This window comes from Sinorhizobium chiapasense, from assembly GCF_045277575.1.
Taxonomy (GTDB): domain Bacteria; phylum Pseudomonadota; class Alphaproteobacteria; order Rhizobiales; family Rhizobiaceae; genus Ensifer; species Ensifer chiapasense_A.
In genome coordinates this window covers 1,136,658-1,149,508 of sequence record NZ_CP144205.1, presented here as the reverse complement: position 1 = coordinate 1,149,508, position 12,851 = coordinate 1,136,658, and the positions used below count along the sequence as shown (strand labels likewise).

Genomic DNA, 12,851 nt, shown 5'->3' with positions numbered 1-12,851 from the left:
TCTTACTTCTTCTTCTGATGCCGCGAGCGCATGATGAACTTGTCGGTCGACTTGTTCGAACGCGTACGCTTGCCCTTCGTGGGCTTACCCCACGGGGTAACCGGGTGACGACCACCCGAGGTACGGCCTTCACCACCGCCGTGCGGGTGGTCAACCGGGTTCATGACGACGCCGCGAACGTGCGGACGCTTGCCGCGCCAACGCGAACGACCAGCCTTACCGTCATTGATGTTGCCGTGATCGGGGTTCGATACGGCGCCGATCGATGCGAGGCAGGAACCGTGCACGAGGCGCTGTTCGCCCGAGTTCAGACGAAGGATCGCCATGCCCTGGTCGCGACCGACGAGCTGTGCATAGGTACCGGCCGAGCGCGCCATCTGGCCGCCCTTGCCCGGCTTCATTTCCACGTTGTGGATGATGGAGCCGACCGGGATGTACTGCAGCGGCATCGTGTTGCCGGGCTTGACGTCAACGGCCTTCTCGGAAGCGATGACCTTGTCGCCGGCAGCGAGGCGCTGCGGAGCGAGGATGTAGGCCTTTTCGCCGTCGGCGTAGCTGACGAGCGCGATGAAGGCGGTGCGGTTCGGGTCGTATTCCAGACGCTCGACCGTGCCCTCAACGTCGAACTTGCGACGCTTGAAGTCGACCAGACGGTAGGTACGCTTGTGACCGCCGCCCTGGAAGCGAACGGTGATGCGACCGAGGTTGTTGCGGCCGCCCTTGGAGGACAGGCCTTCGGTCAGCGCCTTGACCGGCTTGCCCTTGTAGAGGCCAGCCCGGTCTACGATGACCAGCTGACGCTGGCTCGGGGTCGTCGGATTGAAACTTTTCAATGCCATTTTCTTGTTCCCTTTTGGGTTTTTACCCTAATGGGCCTATCCGTTAGAGACCGGTGGAGACGTCGATGGACTGACCGTCGGCGAGCGTGATGATCGCCTTCTTCACGTCCTTCTGCTTTCCGGCAAAGCCGCGGAAACGCTTCGTCTTGCCCTTGCGGACGAGCGTGTTCACGGCCGTAACCTTGACGCCGAACAGAGCTTCGACGGCAGCCTTGATTTCAGGCTTCGAAGCGTCCTTGGCGACGTTGAAGACGACCTGGTTCTGTTCGGAAACCAGCGTCGACTTTTCAGTGATCGAGGGGGACACGATCACGTCGTAGTGGCGAAGATCCGTCATTTGAACCGCTCCTCCAGAGCTTCCACGGCAGCCTTGGAAAGCACGAGCTTGCCACGGCGCAGAATGTCGTAAACATTGATGCCCTGAACCGGCAGAACGTCCACGTTCGGGATGTTCTGGGCTGCGAGCTTGAAGTTGTTCTCGATCTCGGCGCCGCCGATGATCAGAGCGTTGGTGAGGCCGAGCGATGCGAACGCACCGGCGAGAGCCTTGGTTTTGGCTTCCTTGGCAACGAGATCGTCGATGACGATGATCTCTTCAGCCTTCAGCTTGGCCGACAGAGCATGACGCAGGCCGAGGGCGCGAACCTTCTTCGGCAGATCATGCTCGTGGCTGCGGACGACCGGGCCATGGGCCTTGCCACCGCCGCGGAACTGCGGAGCGCGAGCGGAGTGGTGGCGGGCGCGGCCCGTACCCTTCTGCTTGTACATCTTGGCGCCGGTGCGCGAAACTTCCGCGCGGCCCTTGGCCTTGTGCGTGCCCTGCTGCTTCTTGGCGAGCTGCCAGCGAACGACGCGGGCAATGATGTCTTCACGGGGTTCGAGGCCGAAAATGGCGTCAGAAAGGGAAACCTTTCCCGCGTCCTTGCCCTCGAGGGTTTTGACGTTGAGATCCATTACTCGGCTCCCTTACTTCGATGCTTCGGCGCGCACGGCGGCCGGACGCGGAGCGCCTTCCGGGGTGCCCGACTTGATGGCGTCACGAACGACGATCCAGGCACCCTTGGAGCCGGGGACTGCGCCCTTGACCAGGATCAGACCGCGGTCTTCATCGGTCGATACGACTTCGAGGTTCTGGGTGGTGACGCGGGTCTGACCCATGTGACCAGCCATGCGCTTGCCCTTCCAAACGCGGCCCGGATCCTGGTTGGAACCGGTCGAACCATGCGAGCGGTGCGATACGGAAACGCCGTGCGTTGCACGCAGACCACCGAAGTTGTGGCGCTTGATCGCACCAGCAAAGCCCTTACCGATCGTGGTACCGGTAACGTCGACGAGCTGGCCGGCAACGAAATGGTTGGCCGTCAGTTCTGCACCGATGTCAATCAGGTTGTCCGCGGTAACGCGGAACTCGACGAGCTTTGCCTTCGGCTCGACGTTGGCAGCAGCAAAATGGCCGCGCATCGCCTTCGGCGTGTTCTTGACCTTCGAACGGCCGGCGCCCAGCTGGACAGCCACGTAGCCGTTCTTCTCTTCCGTACGCTGGGCTACCACCTGGCAGTTCTCCAGCTTCAATACTGTAACCGGGATATGCTCACCGGCGTCGTTATAGACGCGGGTCATTCCCACTTTCTGTGCAATCACACCTGAACGCATCGGTTCATTCCTCTTGAGAGTTAGTGACGGGGCAAGCCCCCTCACATCTCTGGTTTAAGGTTTCCTTGAGATCATCCGATCTTGAGGTCGCCCGTTTTCGGAAGCCGTTGGACCGGGGTCCACGTACCTTCCTTGTTATTAAAGCTTGATTTCCACGTCGACGCCGGCAGCCAGGTCGAGCTTCATCAGCGCGTCAACGGTCTGCGGGGTCGGATCTACGATATCGAGAAGGCGCTTGTGGGTGCGCATCTCGAACTGTTCACGGCTCTTCTTGTCGACGTGCGGCGAGCGGTTGACCGTAAACTTTTCAATGCGCGTCGGCAGCGGTACGGGACCGCGCACGCTTGCACCGGTACGCTTTGCCGTCGACACGATTTCGCGCGTCGAGGCGTCGAGGATCCGGTGATCAAACGCCTTGAGGCGGATGCGGATGTTCTGGCCGTTCATACGACTTATCCTTGTTCATGTTGTCTGCGGTTTCCGTGGAAAAACACGCATTGAACTTCGTTTAATGTTCGGCCAGTCCGCTAATTTTCAAAGATCGGAGGGACAGGGTTTCCCCTGCCCCTTCCTATTTGAGCGGCCGTGGCCGGCCTGTCTTTTTGTGAGCGCACAACGTCGAAGCACCGTGCAAATCACGCGTGGGCGCCATTTGCACTATTTCGTCGTCTTCGGCAAGCCGTGCGACCAACTAAATCTTTCGGGGCGGGTATGTTCGAGGCGCATAGCACGCGCCTCGCTTCCCTCCGCCCTCAGTCCCGTCGATTACTCGACGATCGAGGCAACGATGCCGGCGCCGACGGTACGACCGCCTTCGCGGATCGCGAAGCGCAGCTTTTCTTCCATCGCGATCGGAACGATCAGCTCGACGTCAACCGTGACGTTGTCGCCCGGCATAACCATTTCCGTGCCTTCCGGCAGCGTCACGATGCCCGTCACGTCCGTCGTGCGGAAGTAGAACTGCGGACGATAGTTCGTGAAGAACGGCGTATGACGACCGCCTTCTTCCTTCGTCAGGATGTAGGCTTCGGCCTTGAACTTCTTGTGCGGCTTGACCGAACCCGGCTTGCACAGGATCTGGCCACGCTCGACGCCGTTGCGGTCGACACCGCGCAGCAGCGCACCGATGTTGTCGCCGGCCTGGCCCTGGTCGAGCAGCTTGCGGAACATTTCAACGCCCGTGCAGGTCGTCTTCGTCGTCGGACGGATGCCGACGATTTCGATTTCTTCACCGACCTTGACGATGCCGCGCTCAACGCGACCGGTCACAACCGTACCGCGGCCCGAGATCGAGAACACGTCTTCGATCGGCATCAGGAACGGCTGGTCGATCGGACGCTCCGGCGTCGGGATGTAGGCGTCAACCGCTGCCATCAGCTCGCGGATCGCGTCTTCGCCGATCTTCTTGTCCGAATCTTCCAGAGCAGCAAGCGCCGAGCCCTTGATGATCGGAATGTCGTCGCCCGGGAATTCGTAGGACGACAGAAGTTCGCGAACTTCCAGCTCGACGAGCTCGAGAAGCTCGGCGTCGTCAACCTGGTCGACCTTGTTCAGGAACACGACGATCGCCGGAACGCCGACCTGGCGGGCCAGCAGGATGTGCTCGCGGGTCTGCGGCATCGGGCCGTCAGCGGCCGAGCAAACCAGGATCGCGCCGTCCATCTGCGCCGCACCGGTGATCATGTTCTTGACGTAGTCGGCGTGGCCGGGGCAGTCAACGTGAGCGTAGTGACGGTTCGGCGTCTCATACTCAACGTGCGCCGTCGAAATCGTGATACCACGGGCCTTTTCTTCCGGAGCGGCGTCGATTTGGTCATACGCCTTGAACTCGCCGAAGTACTTCGTGATCGCTGCCGTCAGCGACGTCTTGCCATGGTCAACGTGGCCAATCGTGCCAATGTTAACGTGCGGCTTGTTGCGCTCAAATTTGCTCTTTGCCATTTCCGGCTCTCCGTTTTCTATCCCCTCTCGGGGAAAACTTTCTATCTGCTTTCAGCGTGTCGGTATTCCGGTCACTTCTGACCGGAATACTTTGCCTGGATTTCCTGTGCGACGTTCGACGGGACCGGCGCGTAGTGATCGAAGGTCATCGTGTACTGCGCACGACCCTGCGACATGGAGCGCAGGTTGTCGACGTACTTGAACATGTTCGCGAGCGGAACGTTTGCATTGATCACAACGGCAACGCCACGCGATTCCTGGCCCTGGATCTGGCCACGGCGGGAGTTCAGGTCGCCGATAACGTCGCCGACGTAGTCTTCCGGCGTCACGACTTCCACCTTCATCATCGGCTCGAGCAGCTGTGCACCAGCCTTCTTGGCTGCTTCACGGAAGCAAGCGCGCGAAGCGATTTCGAAGGCCAGGACCGACGAGTCGACGTCGTGGAAGGCACCGTCGATGAGCGTCGCCTTGACACCCAGCATCGGGAAGCCAGCGAGCGGACCCGAGGACAGAACGCTTTCGATACCCTTCTGAACGCCCGGGATGTATTCCTTCGGAACAGCACCGCCGACGATCTTGGATTCGAAGACGAAATCTTCGCCATCCGGGTTCGGTTCGAACACGAGCTTGACGCGCGCGAACTGACCGGTACCACCGGACTGCTTCTTGTGCGTGTAGTCTTCTTCGTGCTGACGGGTGATCGTTTCGCGGTAAGCAACCTGCGGCGCGCCAACGTTGGCTTCAACCTTGAACTCGCGACGCATGCGGTCGACGATGATGTCGAGGTGAAGTTCGCCCATGCCGGCGATGATCGTCTGGCCGGATTCCTGGTCGGTCTTGACGCGGAACGACGGGTCTTCAGCTGCCAGGCGGTTGAGCGCGAGGCCCATCTTTTCCTGGTCGCCCTTGGACTTCGGCTCGATCGCGATCTGGATAACCGGCTCCGGGAATTCCATGCGCTCGAGAACGACCGGCTTCAGCGGATCGCAGAGCGTGTCACCCGTGGTGGTTTCCTTGAGGCCGGCGAGAGCAACGATGTCGCCTGCGAAGGCTTCTTCGATGTCTTCACGCGAGTTCGAATGCATCTGCAGCATACGGCCGACGCGCTCGCGCTTGTCCTTGACCGTGTTCATGACCGACGAGCCCTTTTCGAGCTTGCCCGAGTAGATGCGGGCGAAGGTCAGCGAACCGACGAAGGGGTCGTTCATGATCTTGAACGCGAGCATTGCGAGCGGCTCGGCATCGTCAGCATGACGTTCGATTTCAGCTTCGGTCTTGACGTCGATGCCCTTGATGGCCGGAATGTCGACCGGCGACGGCAGGTAGTCGACGACGGCGTCGAGAAGCGGCTGAACGCCCTTGTTCTTGAACGCGGTACCGCAGAACATCGGGTGGAACTTCACGTCGATGGTGCCGCGGCGAACGAGTTCGCGGATCTTGTCGTTCGAGGGCATGTTGCCTTCGAGGTAGGCTTCCATCGCGGCTTCGTCGATCTCGACAACGGTCTCGATGAGCTTTTCGCGATATTCTTCGGCCTTGTCCTTCATGTCGTCCGGGATCTCGACGACGTCCCACTGCGCGCCGAGCGATTCATCGCGCCAGACGAGAGCGTTCATCTCGATCAGGTCGACGACGCCCTTGAAGTCGCTTTCAGCGCCGATCGGCAGCTGCATGACGACGGCGGTCGCGCCGAGACGGGTCTTGATCATCTCGACCGAGCGGTAGAAGTCGGCGCCGGTCTTGTCCATCTTGTTGCAGAAGATCATGCGCGGAACATGATACTTCTCAGCCTGACGCCAGACGGTTTCCGTCTGCGGCTCAACGCCGGCGTTGGCGTCGAGCAGCGCGATGGCGCCATCGAGAACGCGCAGCGAACGCTCGACTTCGATGGTGAAGTCGACGTGGCCGGGGGTGTCGATGATGTTGAAGCGGCGGGTCTTGCCGTCGCGACCCTTCCAGAAGGTCGTCGTAGCAGCGGACGTGATGGTGATGCCGCGTTCCTGCTCCTGCTCCATCCAGTCCATGGTGGCAGCGCCGTCGTGGACTTCGCCGATCTTGTGGGACTTGCCGGTGTAGTAGAGGATGCGCTCGGTCGTCGTGGTCTTGCCAGCGTCGATGTGCGCCATGATACCGAAGTTACGGTAGTCTTCGATTTTATATTCGCGTGCCATAGTGGACTGCCTCTCGAGACGTTCGCGCCAGAATTACCAGCGATAATGCGAGAACGCACGGTTGGCATCAGCCATCTTGTGCGTGTCTTCGCGCTTCTTCACGGCGCTACCACGGTTGTTCGCTGCGTCCATGAGTTCGCCGCAGAGGCGATCAACCATGGTCGTTTCGTTACGCTTGCGTGCGGCCGCAATCAGCCAACGGATGGCGAGGGCCTGGCGACGCTCCGGACGAACGTCGACCGGAACCTGGTAAGTAGCACCACCGACGCGGCGCGAACGCACTTCAACGTGCGGCGCAATGTTGTCGAGCGCGGAATGGAATACGGTGATCGGCTCCTGCTTCAGCTTGGCCTGGACCGCATCGAATGCGCCGTAAACAATGCTTTCCGCTACGGACTTCTTGCCGTGCAGCATGATTGCGTTCATGAATTTCGTGACAACCAGATCACCGAACTTCGGATCCGGGTTGATCTCACGCTTTTCTGCTCTGTGACGTCGGGACATACTTCTCGTCTCTTTAACTGTTTCAGCGCTTTACCACGCGGAGGACCTCGCGCAGCGCCGGGATTTTCAAAACCGAATTACTTCGGACGCTTCGCACCGTACTTCGAACGGCGCTGCTTGCGGTTCTTAACGCCCTGCGTATCGAGAACGCCACGGATGATGTGGTAACGAACACCCGGAAGGTCCTTAACGCGGCCGCCGCGGATCATAACAACCGAGTGTTCCTGAAGGTTGTGACCTTCACCCGGAATGTAGCCGATGACTTCGAAGCCGTTCGTCAGACGAATCTTGGCAACCTTACGGAGAGCCGAGTTCGGCTTCTTCGGGGTCGTCGTATAAACGCGGGTGCAAACGCCGCGCTTCTGCGGGTTTTCCTGCAGAGCAGGAACCTTGTTGCGCTTTACCTGTGCCTGACGAGGCTTGCGGATCAGCTGGTTTACGGTAGGCATATACCCATCCCTTGCAAAATCTTGTCACGTTACCCTTGCGGGCGGATCGTTGCCGTCGCCGGCGATGTCGAACGCCTCATGAAATGCGCAAAACAGGGGCCGATCCGCCTTTCCGCAGATGGCCCCAAATAAAGCAGAGGACGCACTATCGTGCGCGTCTTGCGTGCAGCATTGTAGTCGTCAGCGTGCGTTTCGAACCTTGTTTGAGGCGAACTCCAGAACGCGACGTTCCGAACCAGCCAGCCTCACATGGGCTCCGATGCGGCGGGGTGTACTGATTTCAAGGCCAACAGTCAAGGGCAATTAAGAAATATTCTATCGCCCGCAGGCCTGACATGCCTGCAAAACCAGGCTTTTGCACATGGTTTCGCACCCGGCGCTCGCCTCCTTGGCCCTTCAGCAGGCGGAGTGTCCGACAGGGTTAAGGAATCGGCAACCACTTTGTGGGGGTTTTCCACCGTCTTCGAGTCGACTGCCCGAGATGCGCTCCGGCAGCGCCGCATTTCCATCGCCTTGGACAAAAAAGGGCGCTAAGGTCGCGCCAGCCAAACGAAAGGAAACAAAATGGCCGTCACCCCAGACAACGACAATGCCCCGGACGAACCGATGGTGTTCATCATCATTGGCAAGGCCTATGAGACCGACGGCGACGAAGACGGCGTGGATATTCACGTGATGCTCAAGGCGCCCGACGACGATACCGCCGTTCGCGAAGCACTGAACGCCCTTGCCGAAGAGGGTTTTCTCGAGGCTGATCTGGACCAGATCGGTACATTGACCGAAGTGCCGAGTGAGGAACCTCACTCCTCTGCCTACCAAGGCGCACTCGAAGGCGAAGTGGCGATCATTCGCTTCAGTTGAGCGTTACGGGCGAGCAACCTTCGCCCTCGCCGTCTGCACGCGGGCCGCACCTCCCAAAAGAAGAAGCCGCCGAGAGCGATCTCGGCGGCTTCTTCTTTGTCTGGACAGAGGGCGGAAACCCGCCCTCCCCACTTATTCGGCTGCTGCGTTCTCGTTGGCGAGATCGGCCAGCATCGGCGTTGCGGTCTCGGCACCCGTGCCGCGACGACGCTCTTCCAGGATCATTTCGTCGCGCGCGGTTGCGATGCGGCGAATCTGGGTCATCGTGCCACCGGTACCGGCCGGGATCAGACGGCCGACGATGACGTTTTCCTTCAGACCCTGCAGTCCGTCCATCTTGCCGGCAACCGCAGCCTCGGTCAGGACCTTGGTGGTTTCCTGGAACGAAGCGGCCGAGATGAAGGACGGCGTCTGCAGCGATGCCTTGGTGATGCCGAGCAGAACCGGGTCGCCGTAGGCGGGCTTCTTGCCTTCGGCAATCAGAGCGTCGTTGACGTCTTCGAGTTCGATCCGGTCGACATTGTCACCGACGATATAGGTCGAGTCACCGGCGTCGGTGATTTCAACCTTCTGCAGCATCTGGCGAACGATGACCTCGATATGCTTGTCGTTGATGACAACGCCCTGCAGTCGGTAGACTTCCTGGATTTCGTTGACCAGGTAGGAAGCAAGTGCTTCCACGCCCTTGATCGCCAGGATGTCGTGCGGCGCCGGGTTGCCGTCGAGGATGTAGTCGCCCTTTTCGATGTAGTCGCCATCCTGAAGATGGAAGGGCTTGCCCTTCGGGATCAGGTACTCGACCGGCTCGACACCATCTTCCGCCGGCTCGATCAGAACGCGGCGCTTGTTCTTGTAGTCGCGGCCGAAGCGGATCGTGCCATCGATCTCGGCGATGATGGCGTGGTCCTTCGGACGACGGGCTTCGAACAATTCGGCAACGCGCGGCAGACCACCGGTGATGTCCTTGGTCTTGGCGCTTTCGAGCGGCGAACGGGCGAGAACGTCACCCTGGCTCACCTTCTGGCCCGGCTCGACCGAGAGGATCGCGTCAACCGAGAGCAGGAAGCGGGCTTCGCCGCCACGCGACAGCTTGGCAACTGCGCCGTTCTTGTCCTTGATGACGATTGCCGGCTTGAGGTCCGTACCACGCGGGGTCGAACGCCAGTCGATAACCTGACGCTTGGTGATGCCGGTGGATTCGTCGGTCGCTTCGAGCACCGAGATGCCGTCGACGACGTCTTCGAAGTGAACGATACCTTCCACTTCCGTCATCATCGGACGGGTGTAGGGGTCCCACTCGGCGAGACGCTGACCGCGCTTCACCTTGTCGCCATCGTCGACGAGGATCTTCGAACCGTAGGCAACGCGCTGCGACGAACGCTCGACGCCGCGCTCGTCCAGGATCTGGACCGCCATGTTACGACCCATCGCAACGAGAACGCCTTCCGAGTTGCGCAGCATGTTGCGGTTCTTGATCTGAACCGTACCTTCGTAGGACGCTTCCAGGAACGACTGGTCAACCACGGTCGCCGTACCACCCAAGTGGAAGGTACGCATGGTGAGCTGGGTACCCGGTTCACCGATCGACTGAGCCGCGATGACGCCGACGGCTTCACCCATGTTGACGGGCGTACCGCGGGCCAGGTCGCGGCCGTAGCAGACGCCGCAGACGCCGGTCTGGATTTCGCAGGTCAGAGCCGAGCGGATCCGAACCGACTGGATACCAGCCTTCTCGATGGCAGCCACGTCGGCTTCGACAATCATCTTGCCGGCGTCGACGATGCGCTCGCCGGTGATCGGGTTGTCGATGTCGTCCAAGGCCGTACGGCCGAGGATGCGTGCGCCGAGCGAAGCCACGACCTGACCGGCGTCGACGATGGCCGTCATGGTCAGGCCCTTGTCGGTACCGCAATCGGTGTGCGTGACGATGCAATCCTGCGCGACGTCGACGAGACGGCGGGTCAGGTAACCGGAGTTCGCGGTCTTCAAGGCAGTGTCTGCGAGACCCTTACGGGCGCCGTGCGTCGAGTTGAAGTACTCGTTCACGGTCAGGCCTTCCTTGAAGTTCGAGATGATCGGCGTCTCGATGATTTCGCCCGACGGCTTGGCCATCAGGCCGCGCATGCCGCCCAGCTGACGCATCTGGTTCGGAGAACCACGAGCACCCGAGTGCGACATCATGTAGATCGAGTTCATCGGCTTCTGGCGACCATTGTCGTCGAACTCGACCGCCTTGATGCGCGCCATCATCTCGTCGGCGACCTTTTCGGTCGCCTTGCCCCAGGCGTCGACAACCTTGTTGTATTTTTCGCCCTGGGTGATGAGACCGTCGTTGTACTGCTGCTCGTATTCCTTCACCAGCGCTTCGGTGTCGCCAACGATCTTCGCCTTGGTGTCCGGAATGACCATGTCGTCCTTGCCGAACGAAATGCCGGCGCGGCAGGCATGGGCGAAGCCGAGCTGCATGATGCGGTCGCAGAAGATGACCGTGTCCTTCTGGCCGCAATGACGGTAGACCGTGTCGATCATCTTGGAGATGTTCTTCTTGGTCATTTCCTGGTTGCAGATGTCGAACGGAATGTTCGCGTTCTTCGGCAGAAGCTCGCCGATGATCATGCGGCCAGGCGTCGTTTCATAGATCTTCGAAACCGGGTTGCCCTCGGCATCGACGGTCTTGTAGCGGCCACGGATCTTGGCGTGCAGCGTCACGGACTTGGTTTCGAGCGCGTGGTGCAGCTCGCCCATATCCGAGAAGGCCATGCCTTCGCCCGGCTCGTTCTGGTTCAGGATCGACAAGTAGTAGAGACCCAGAACCATGTCCTGCGACGGAACGATGATCGGCGCGCCGTTTGCCGGGTGCAGAATGTTGTTCGTCGACATCATCAGCACGCGGGCTTCGAGCTGCGCTTCGAGCGACAGCGGCACGTGAACAGCCATCTGGTCGCCGTCGAAGTCGGCGTTGAAGGCCGTGCAGACGAGCGGGTGCAGCTGGATCGCCTTGCCTTCGACCAGGGTCGGTTCGAAGGCCTGGATGCCCAGGCGGTGCAGCGTCGGTGCGCGGTTCAGCAGAACCGGATGCTCGCGGATGACCTCGTCGAGGATATCCCAAACTTCCGGCTTTTCCTTTTCAACGAGCTTCTTGGCCTGCTTGACGGTCGAGGAGAAGCCCTTGGCGTCAAGACGCGCATAGATGAACGGCTTGAACAGCTCGAGCGCCATCTTCTTCGGAAGACCGCACTGGTGCAGCTTCAGTTCCGGACCGGTCACGATGACCGAACGGCCGGAATAGTCGACGCGCTTGCCGAGCAGGTTCTGACGGAAGCGGCCCTGCTTGCCCTTCAGCATGTCGGACAGCGACTTCAGCGGACGCTTGTTGGCGCCGGTGATGACGCGGCCGCGACGGCCGTTGTCGAACAGCGCATCGACAGATTCCTGCAGCATGCGCTTTTCGTTGCGGATGATGATGCCCGGAGCGCGCAGTTCGATCAGGCGCTTCAGACGGTTGTTACGGTTGATGACGCGGCGATAGAGATCGTTCAGATCCGACGTCGCGAAACGGCCGCCGTCGAGCGGGACGAGCGGACGCAGGTCCGGCGGGATCACCGGAACGACCTTGAGGATCATCCACTCCGGACGGTTGCCCGACTCCATGAAGTTCTCGACGATCTTCAGGCGCTTCATCAGCTTCTTCTGCTTCAGATCCGAGGTCGTCTCAGCGAGCTCGGTGCGCAGGTCGCCAGCGATCTTTTCCAGGTTCATCGAAGCGAGCATCTCGTAGATCGCTTCTGCGCCGATCATGGCGGTGAACTGGTCTTCGCCGAATTCATCAACGGCGAGCATGTAGTCTTCTTCGCTGAGGAGCTGGTTCTCCTTCAGCGACGTCAGACCCGGCTCGGTGACGATGTAGTTTTCAAAGTAGAGAACGCGCTCGATGTCCTTCAGAGTCATGTCGAGCAGCGTCGCGATGCGGCTCGGCAGGGACTTCAGGAACCAGATATGGGCAACCGGAGCAGCGAGCTCGATATGGCCCATGCGCTCACGGCGAACGCGCGACAGCGTGACTTCGACGCCGCATTTTTCGCAGATGATGCCCTTGTACTTCATGCGCTTGTACTTGCCGCACAGGCACTCGTAGTCCTTGATCGGGCCAAAGATGCGCGCGCAGAACAGACCGTCGCGTTCCGGCTTGAACGTGCGGTAGTTGATCGTCTCCGGTTTCTTGATCTCACCGTAAGACCAGGAAAGAATCTTCTCCGGCGACGCGATCGAAATCCGGATGGAATCGAAGGTCTGTGCAGGCACCTGCGGATTGAAAAGATTCATGACCTCTTGGTTCATGCCTGTCTCCTTTACGGGCTTTACGCCCTGAGCTTGGCGAGGGTGCCGACAAATCCCGGGCGCCGGCCCCTGCCCCTTAAACAGCTAAAACCGCA

At 60.2% G+C, this 12,851-nt stretch carries 11 protein-coding genes; 1 reads left to right on the top strand and 10 read right to left on the bottom strand.

Going from position 1 to position 12,851, the window contains the following annotated elements:
• Positions 1 to 2: 2 nt before the first annotated feature.
• The 9 genes from rplB to rpsL all read right to left on the bottom strand — a co-directional run bounded on the left by rplB (position 3) and on the right by rpsL (position 7,557).
• Positions 3 to 839: a large ribosomal subunit protein uL2 gene (gene rplB, locus QM996_RS05545; protein ID WP_500269613.1), complete on the bottom strand. Its 837-nt coding sequence runs from the start codon at positions 837 to 839 to the stop codon at positions 3 to 5.
• A gap of 43 nt (positions 840 to 882) precedes the next feature.
• Positions 883 to 1,176, bottom strand: a complete 294-nt coding sequence (locus QM996_RS05540; RefSeq protein ID WP_057255571.1) for a 50S ribosomal protein L23 — start codon at positions 1,174 to 1,176, stop codon at positions 883 to 885.
• Entirely contained in the window at positions 1,173 to 1,793 is a 621-nt protein-coding gene (rplD, locus tag QM996_RS05535) for a 50S ribosomal protein L4 (protein ID WP_173516253.1), read from the bottom strand. Before rplD ends, QM996_RS05540 begins: the two co-directional genes overlap by 4 nt.
• 12 nt (positions 1,794 to 1,805) lie before the next feature.
• Positions 1,806 to 2,492 carry a 50S ribosomal protein L3 gene (gene rplC, locus QM996_RS05530; RefSeq protein ID WP_173516252.1) on the bottom strand — a complete coding sequence of 229 codons (687 nt, stop codon included), beginning with the start codon at positions 2,490 to 2,492 and terminating at the stop codon, positions 1,806 to 1,808.
• Positions 2,493 to 2,630: 138 nt separating this feature from the next.
• Positions 2,631 to 2,939, bottom strand: a complete 309-nt coding sequence (gene rpsJ, locus QM996_RS05525) for a 30S ribosomal protein S10 (RefSeq protein ID WP_003507767.1) — start codon at positions 2,937 to 2,939, stop codon at positions 2,631 to 2,633.
• 318 nt (positions 2,940 to 3,257) lie between these two features.
• The gene (tuf, locus tag QM996_RS05520; RefSeq protein ID WP_336174473.1) at positions 3,258 to 4,433 is read right to left on the bottom strand and encodes an elongation factor Tu; all 1,176 of its coding nucleotides are present in this window, start codon (positions 4,431 to 4,433) and stop codon (positions 3,258 to 3,260) included.
• Between the two features lie 71 nt (positions 4,434 to 4,504).
• A complete protein-coding gene (fusA, locus tag QM996_RS05515) occupies positions 4,505 to 6,604 on the bottom strand; it encodes an elongation factor G (protein WP_429816684.1) in 2,100 nt (699 codons plus the stop codon).
• Positions 6,605 to 6,637: 33 nt separating this feature from the next.
• Positions 6,638 to 7,108, bottom strand: a complete 471-nt coding sequence (rpsG, locus tag QM996_RS05510) for a 30S ribosomal protein S7 (RefSeq protein ID WP_173516250.1) — start codon at positions 7,106 to 7,108, stop codon at positions 6,638 to 6,640.
• A gap of 77 nt (positions 7,109 to 7,185) precedes the next feature.
• Entirely contained in the window at positions 7,186 to 7,557 is a 372-nt protein-coding gene (rpsL, locus tag QM996_RS05505) for a 30S ribosomal protein S12 (RefSeq protein WP_003507760.1), read from the bottom strand.
• 564 nt (positions 7,558 to 8,121) lie between these two features.
• Here rpsL and QM996_RS05500 point away from each other — a divergent pair.
• The gene (locus tag QM996_RS05500) at positions 8,122 to 8,418 is read left to right on the top strand and encodes a transcriptional regulator (protein WP_500269612.1); all 297 of its coding nucleotides are present in this window, start codon (positions 8,122 to 8,124) and stop codon (positions 8,416 to 8,418) included.
• Positions 8,419 to 8,550: 132 nt separating this feature from the next.
• On the opposite strand, the gene rpoC is transcribed toward QM996_RS05500, so the two are convergent.
• Entirely contained in the window at positions 8,551 to 12,756 is a 4,206-nt protein-coding gene (rpoC, locus tag QM996_RS05495; protein WP_500269611.1) for a DNA-directed RNA polymerase subunit beta', read from the bottom strand.
• Positions 12,757 to 12,851 lie beyond the last annotated feature (95 nt).

Excerpts from the sequence above, each read along its gene's own strand:
- rplB (WP_500269613.1), bottom strand. The coding sequence starts at position 839 with ATGGCATTGAAAAGTTTCAATCCGACGACCCCGAGCCAGCGTCAGCTG.
- QM996_RS05540 (WP_057255571.1), bottom strand. The coding sequence starts at position 1,176 with ATGACGGATCTTCGCCACTACGACGTGATCGTGTCCCCCTCGATCACT.
- rplD (WP_173516253.1), bottom strand. The coding sequence starts at position 1,793 with ATGGATCTCAACGTCAAAACCCTCGAGGGCAAGGACGCGGGAAAGGTT.
- rplC (WP_173516252.1), bottom strand. The coding sequence starts at position 2,492 with ATGCGTTCAGGTGTGATTGCACAGAAAGTGGGAATGACCCGCGTCTAT.
- rpsJ (WP_003507767.1), bottom strand. The coding sequence starts at position 2,939 with ATGAACGGCCAGAACATCCGCATCCGCCTCAAGGCGTTTGATCACCGG.
- tuf (WP_336174473.1), bottom strand. The coding sequence starts at position 4,433 with ATGGCAAAGAGCAAATTTGAGCGCAACAAGCCGCACGTTAACATTGGC.
- fusA (WP_429816684.1), bottom strand. The coding sequence starts at position 6,604 with ATGGCACGCGAATATAAAATCGAAGACTACCGTAACTTCGGTATCATG.
- rpsG (WP_173516250.1), bottom strand. The coding sequence starts at position 7,108 with ATGTCCCGACGTCACAGAGCAGAAAAGCGTGAGATCAACCCGGATCCG.
- rpsL (WP_003507760.1), bottom strand. The coding sequence starts at position 7,557 with ATGCCTACCGTAAACCAGCTGATCCGCAAGCCTCGTCAGGCACAGGTA.
- QM996_RS05500 (WP_500269612.1), top strand. The coding sequence starts at position 8,122 with ATGGCCGTCACCCCAGACAACGACAATGCCCCGGACGAACCGATGGTG.
- rpoC (WP_500269611.1), bottom strand. The coding sequence starts at position 12,756 with ATGAACCAAGAGGTCATGAATCTTTTCAATCCGCAGGTGCCTGCACAG.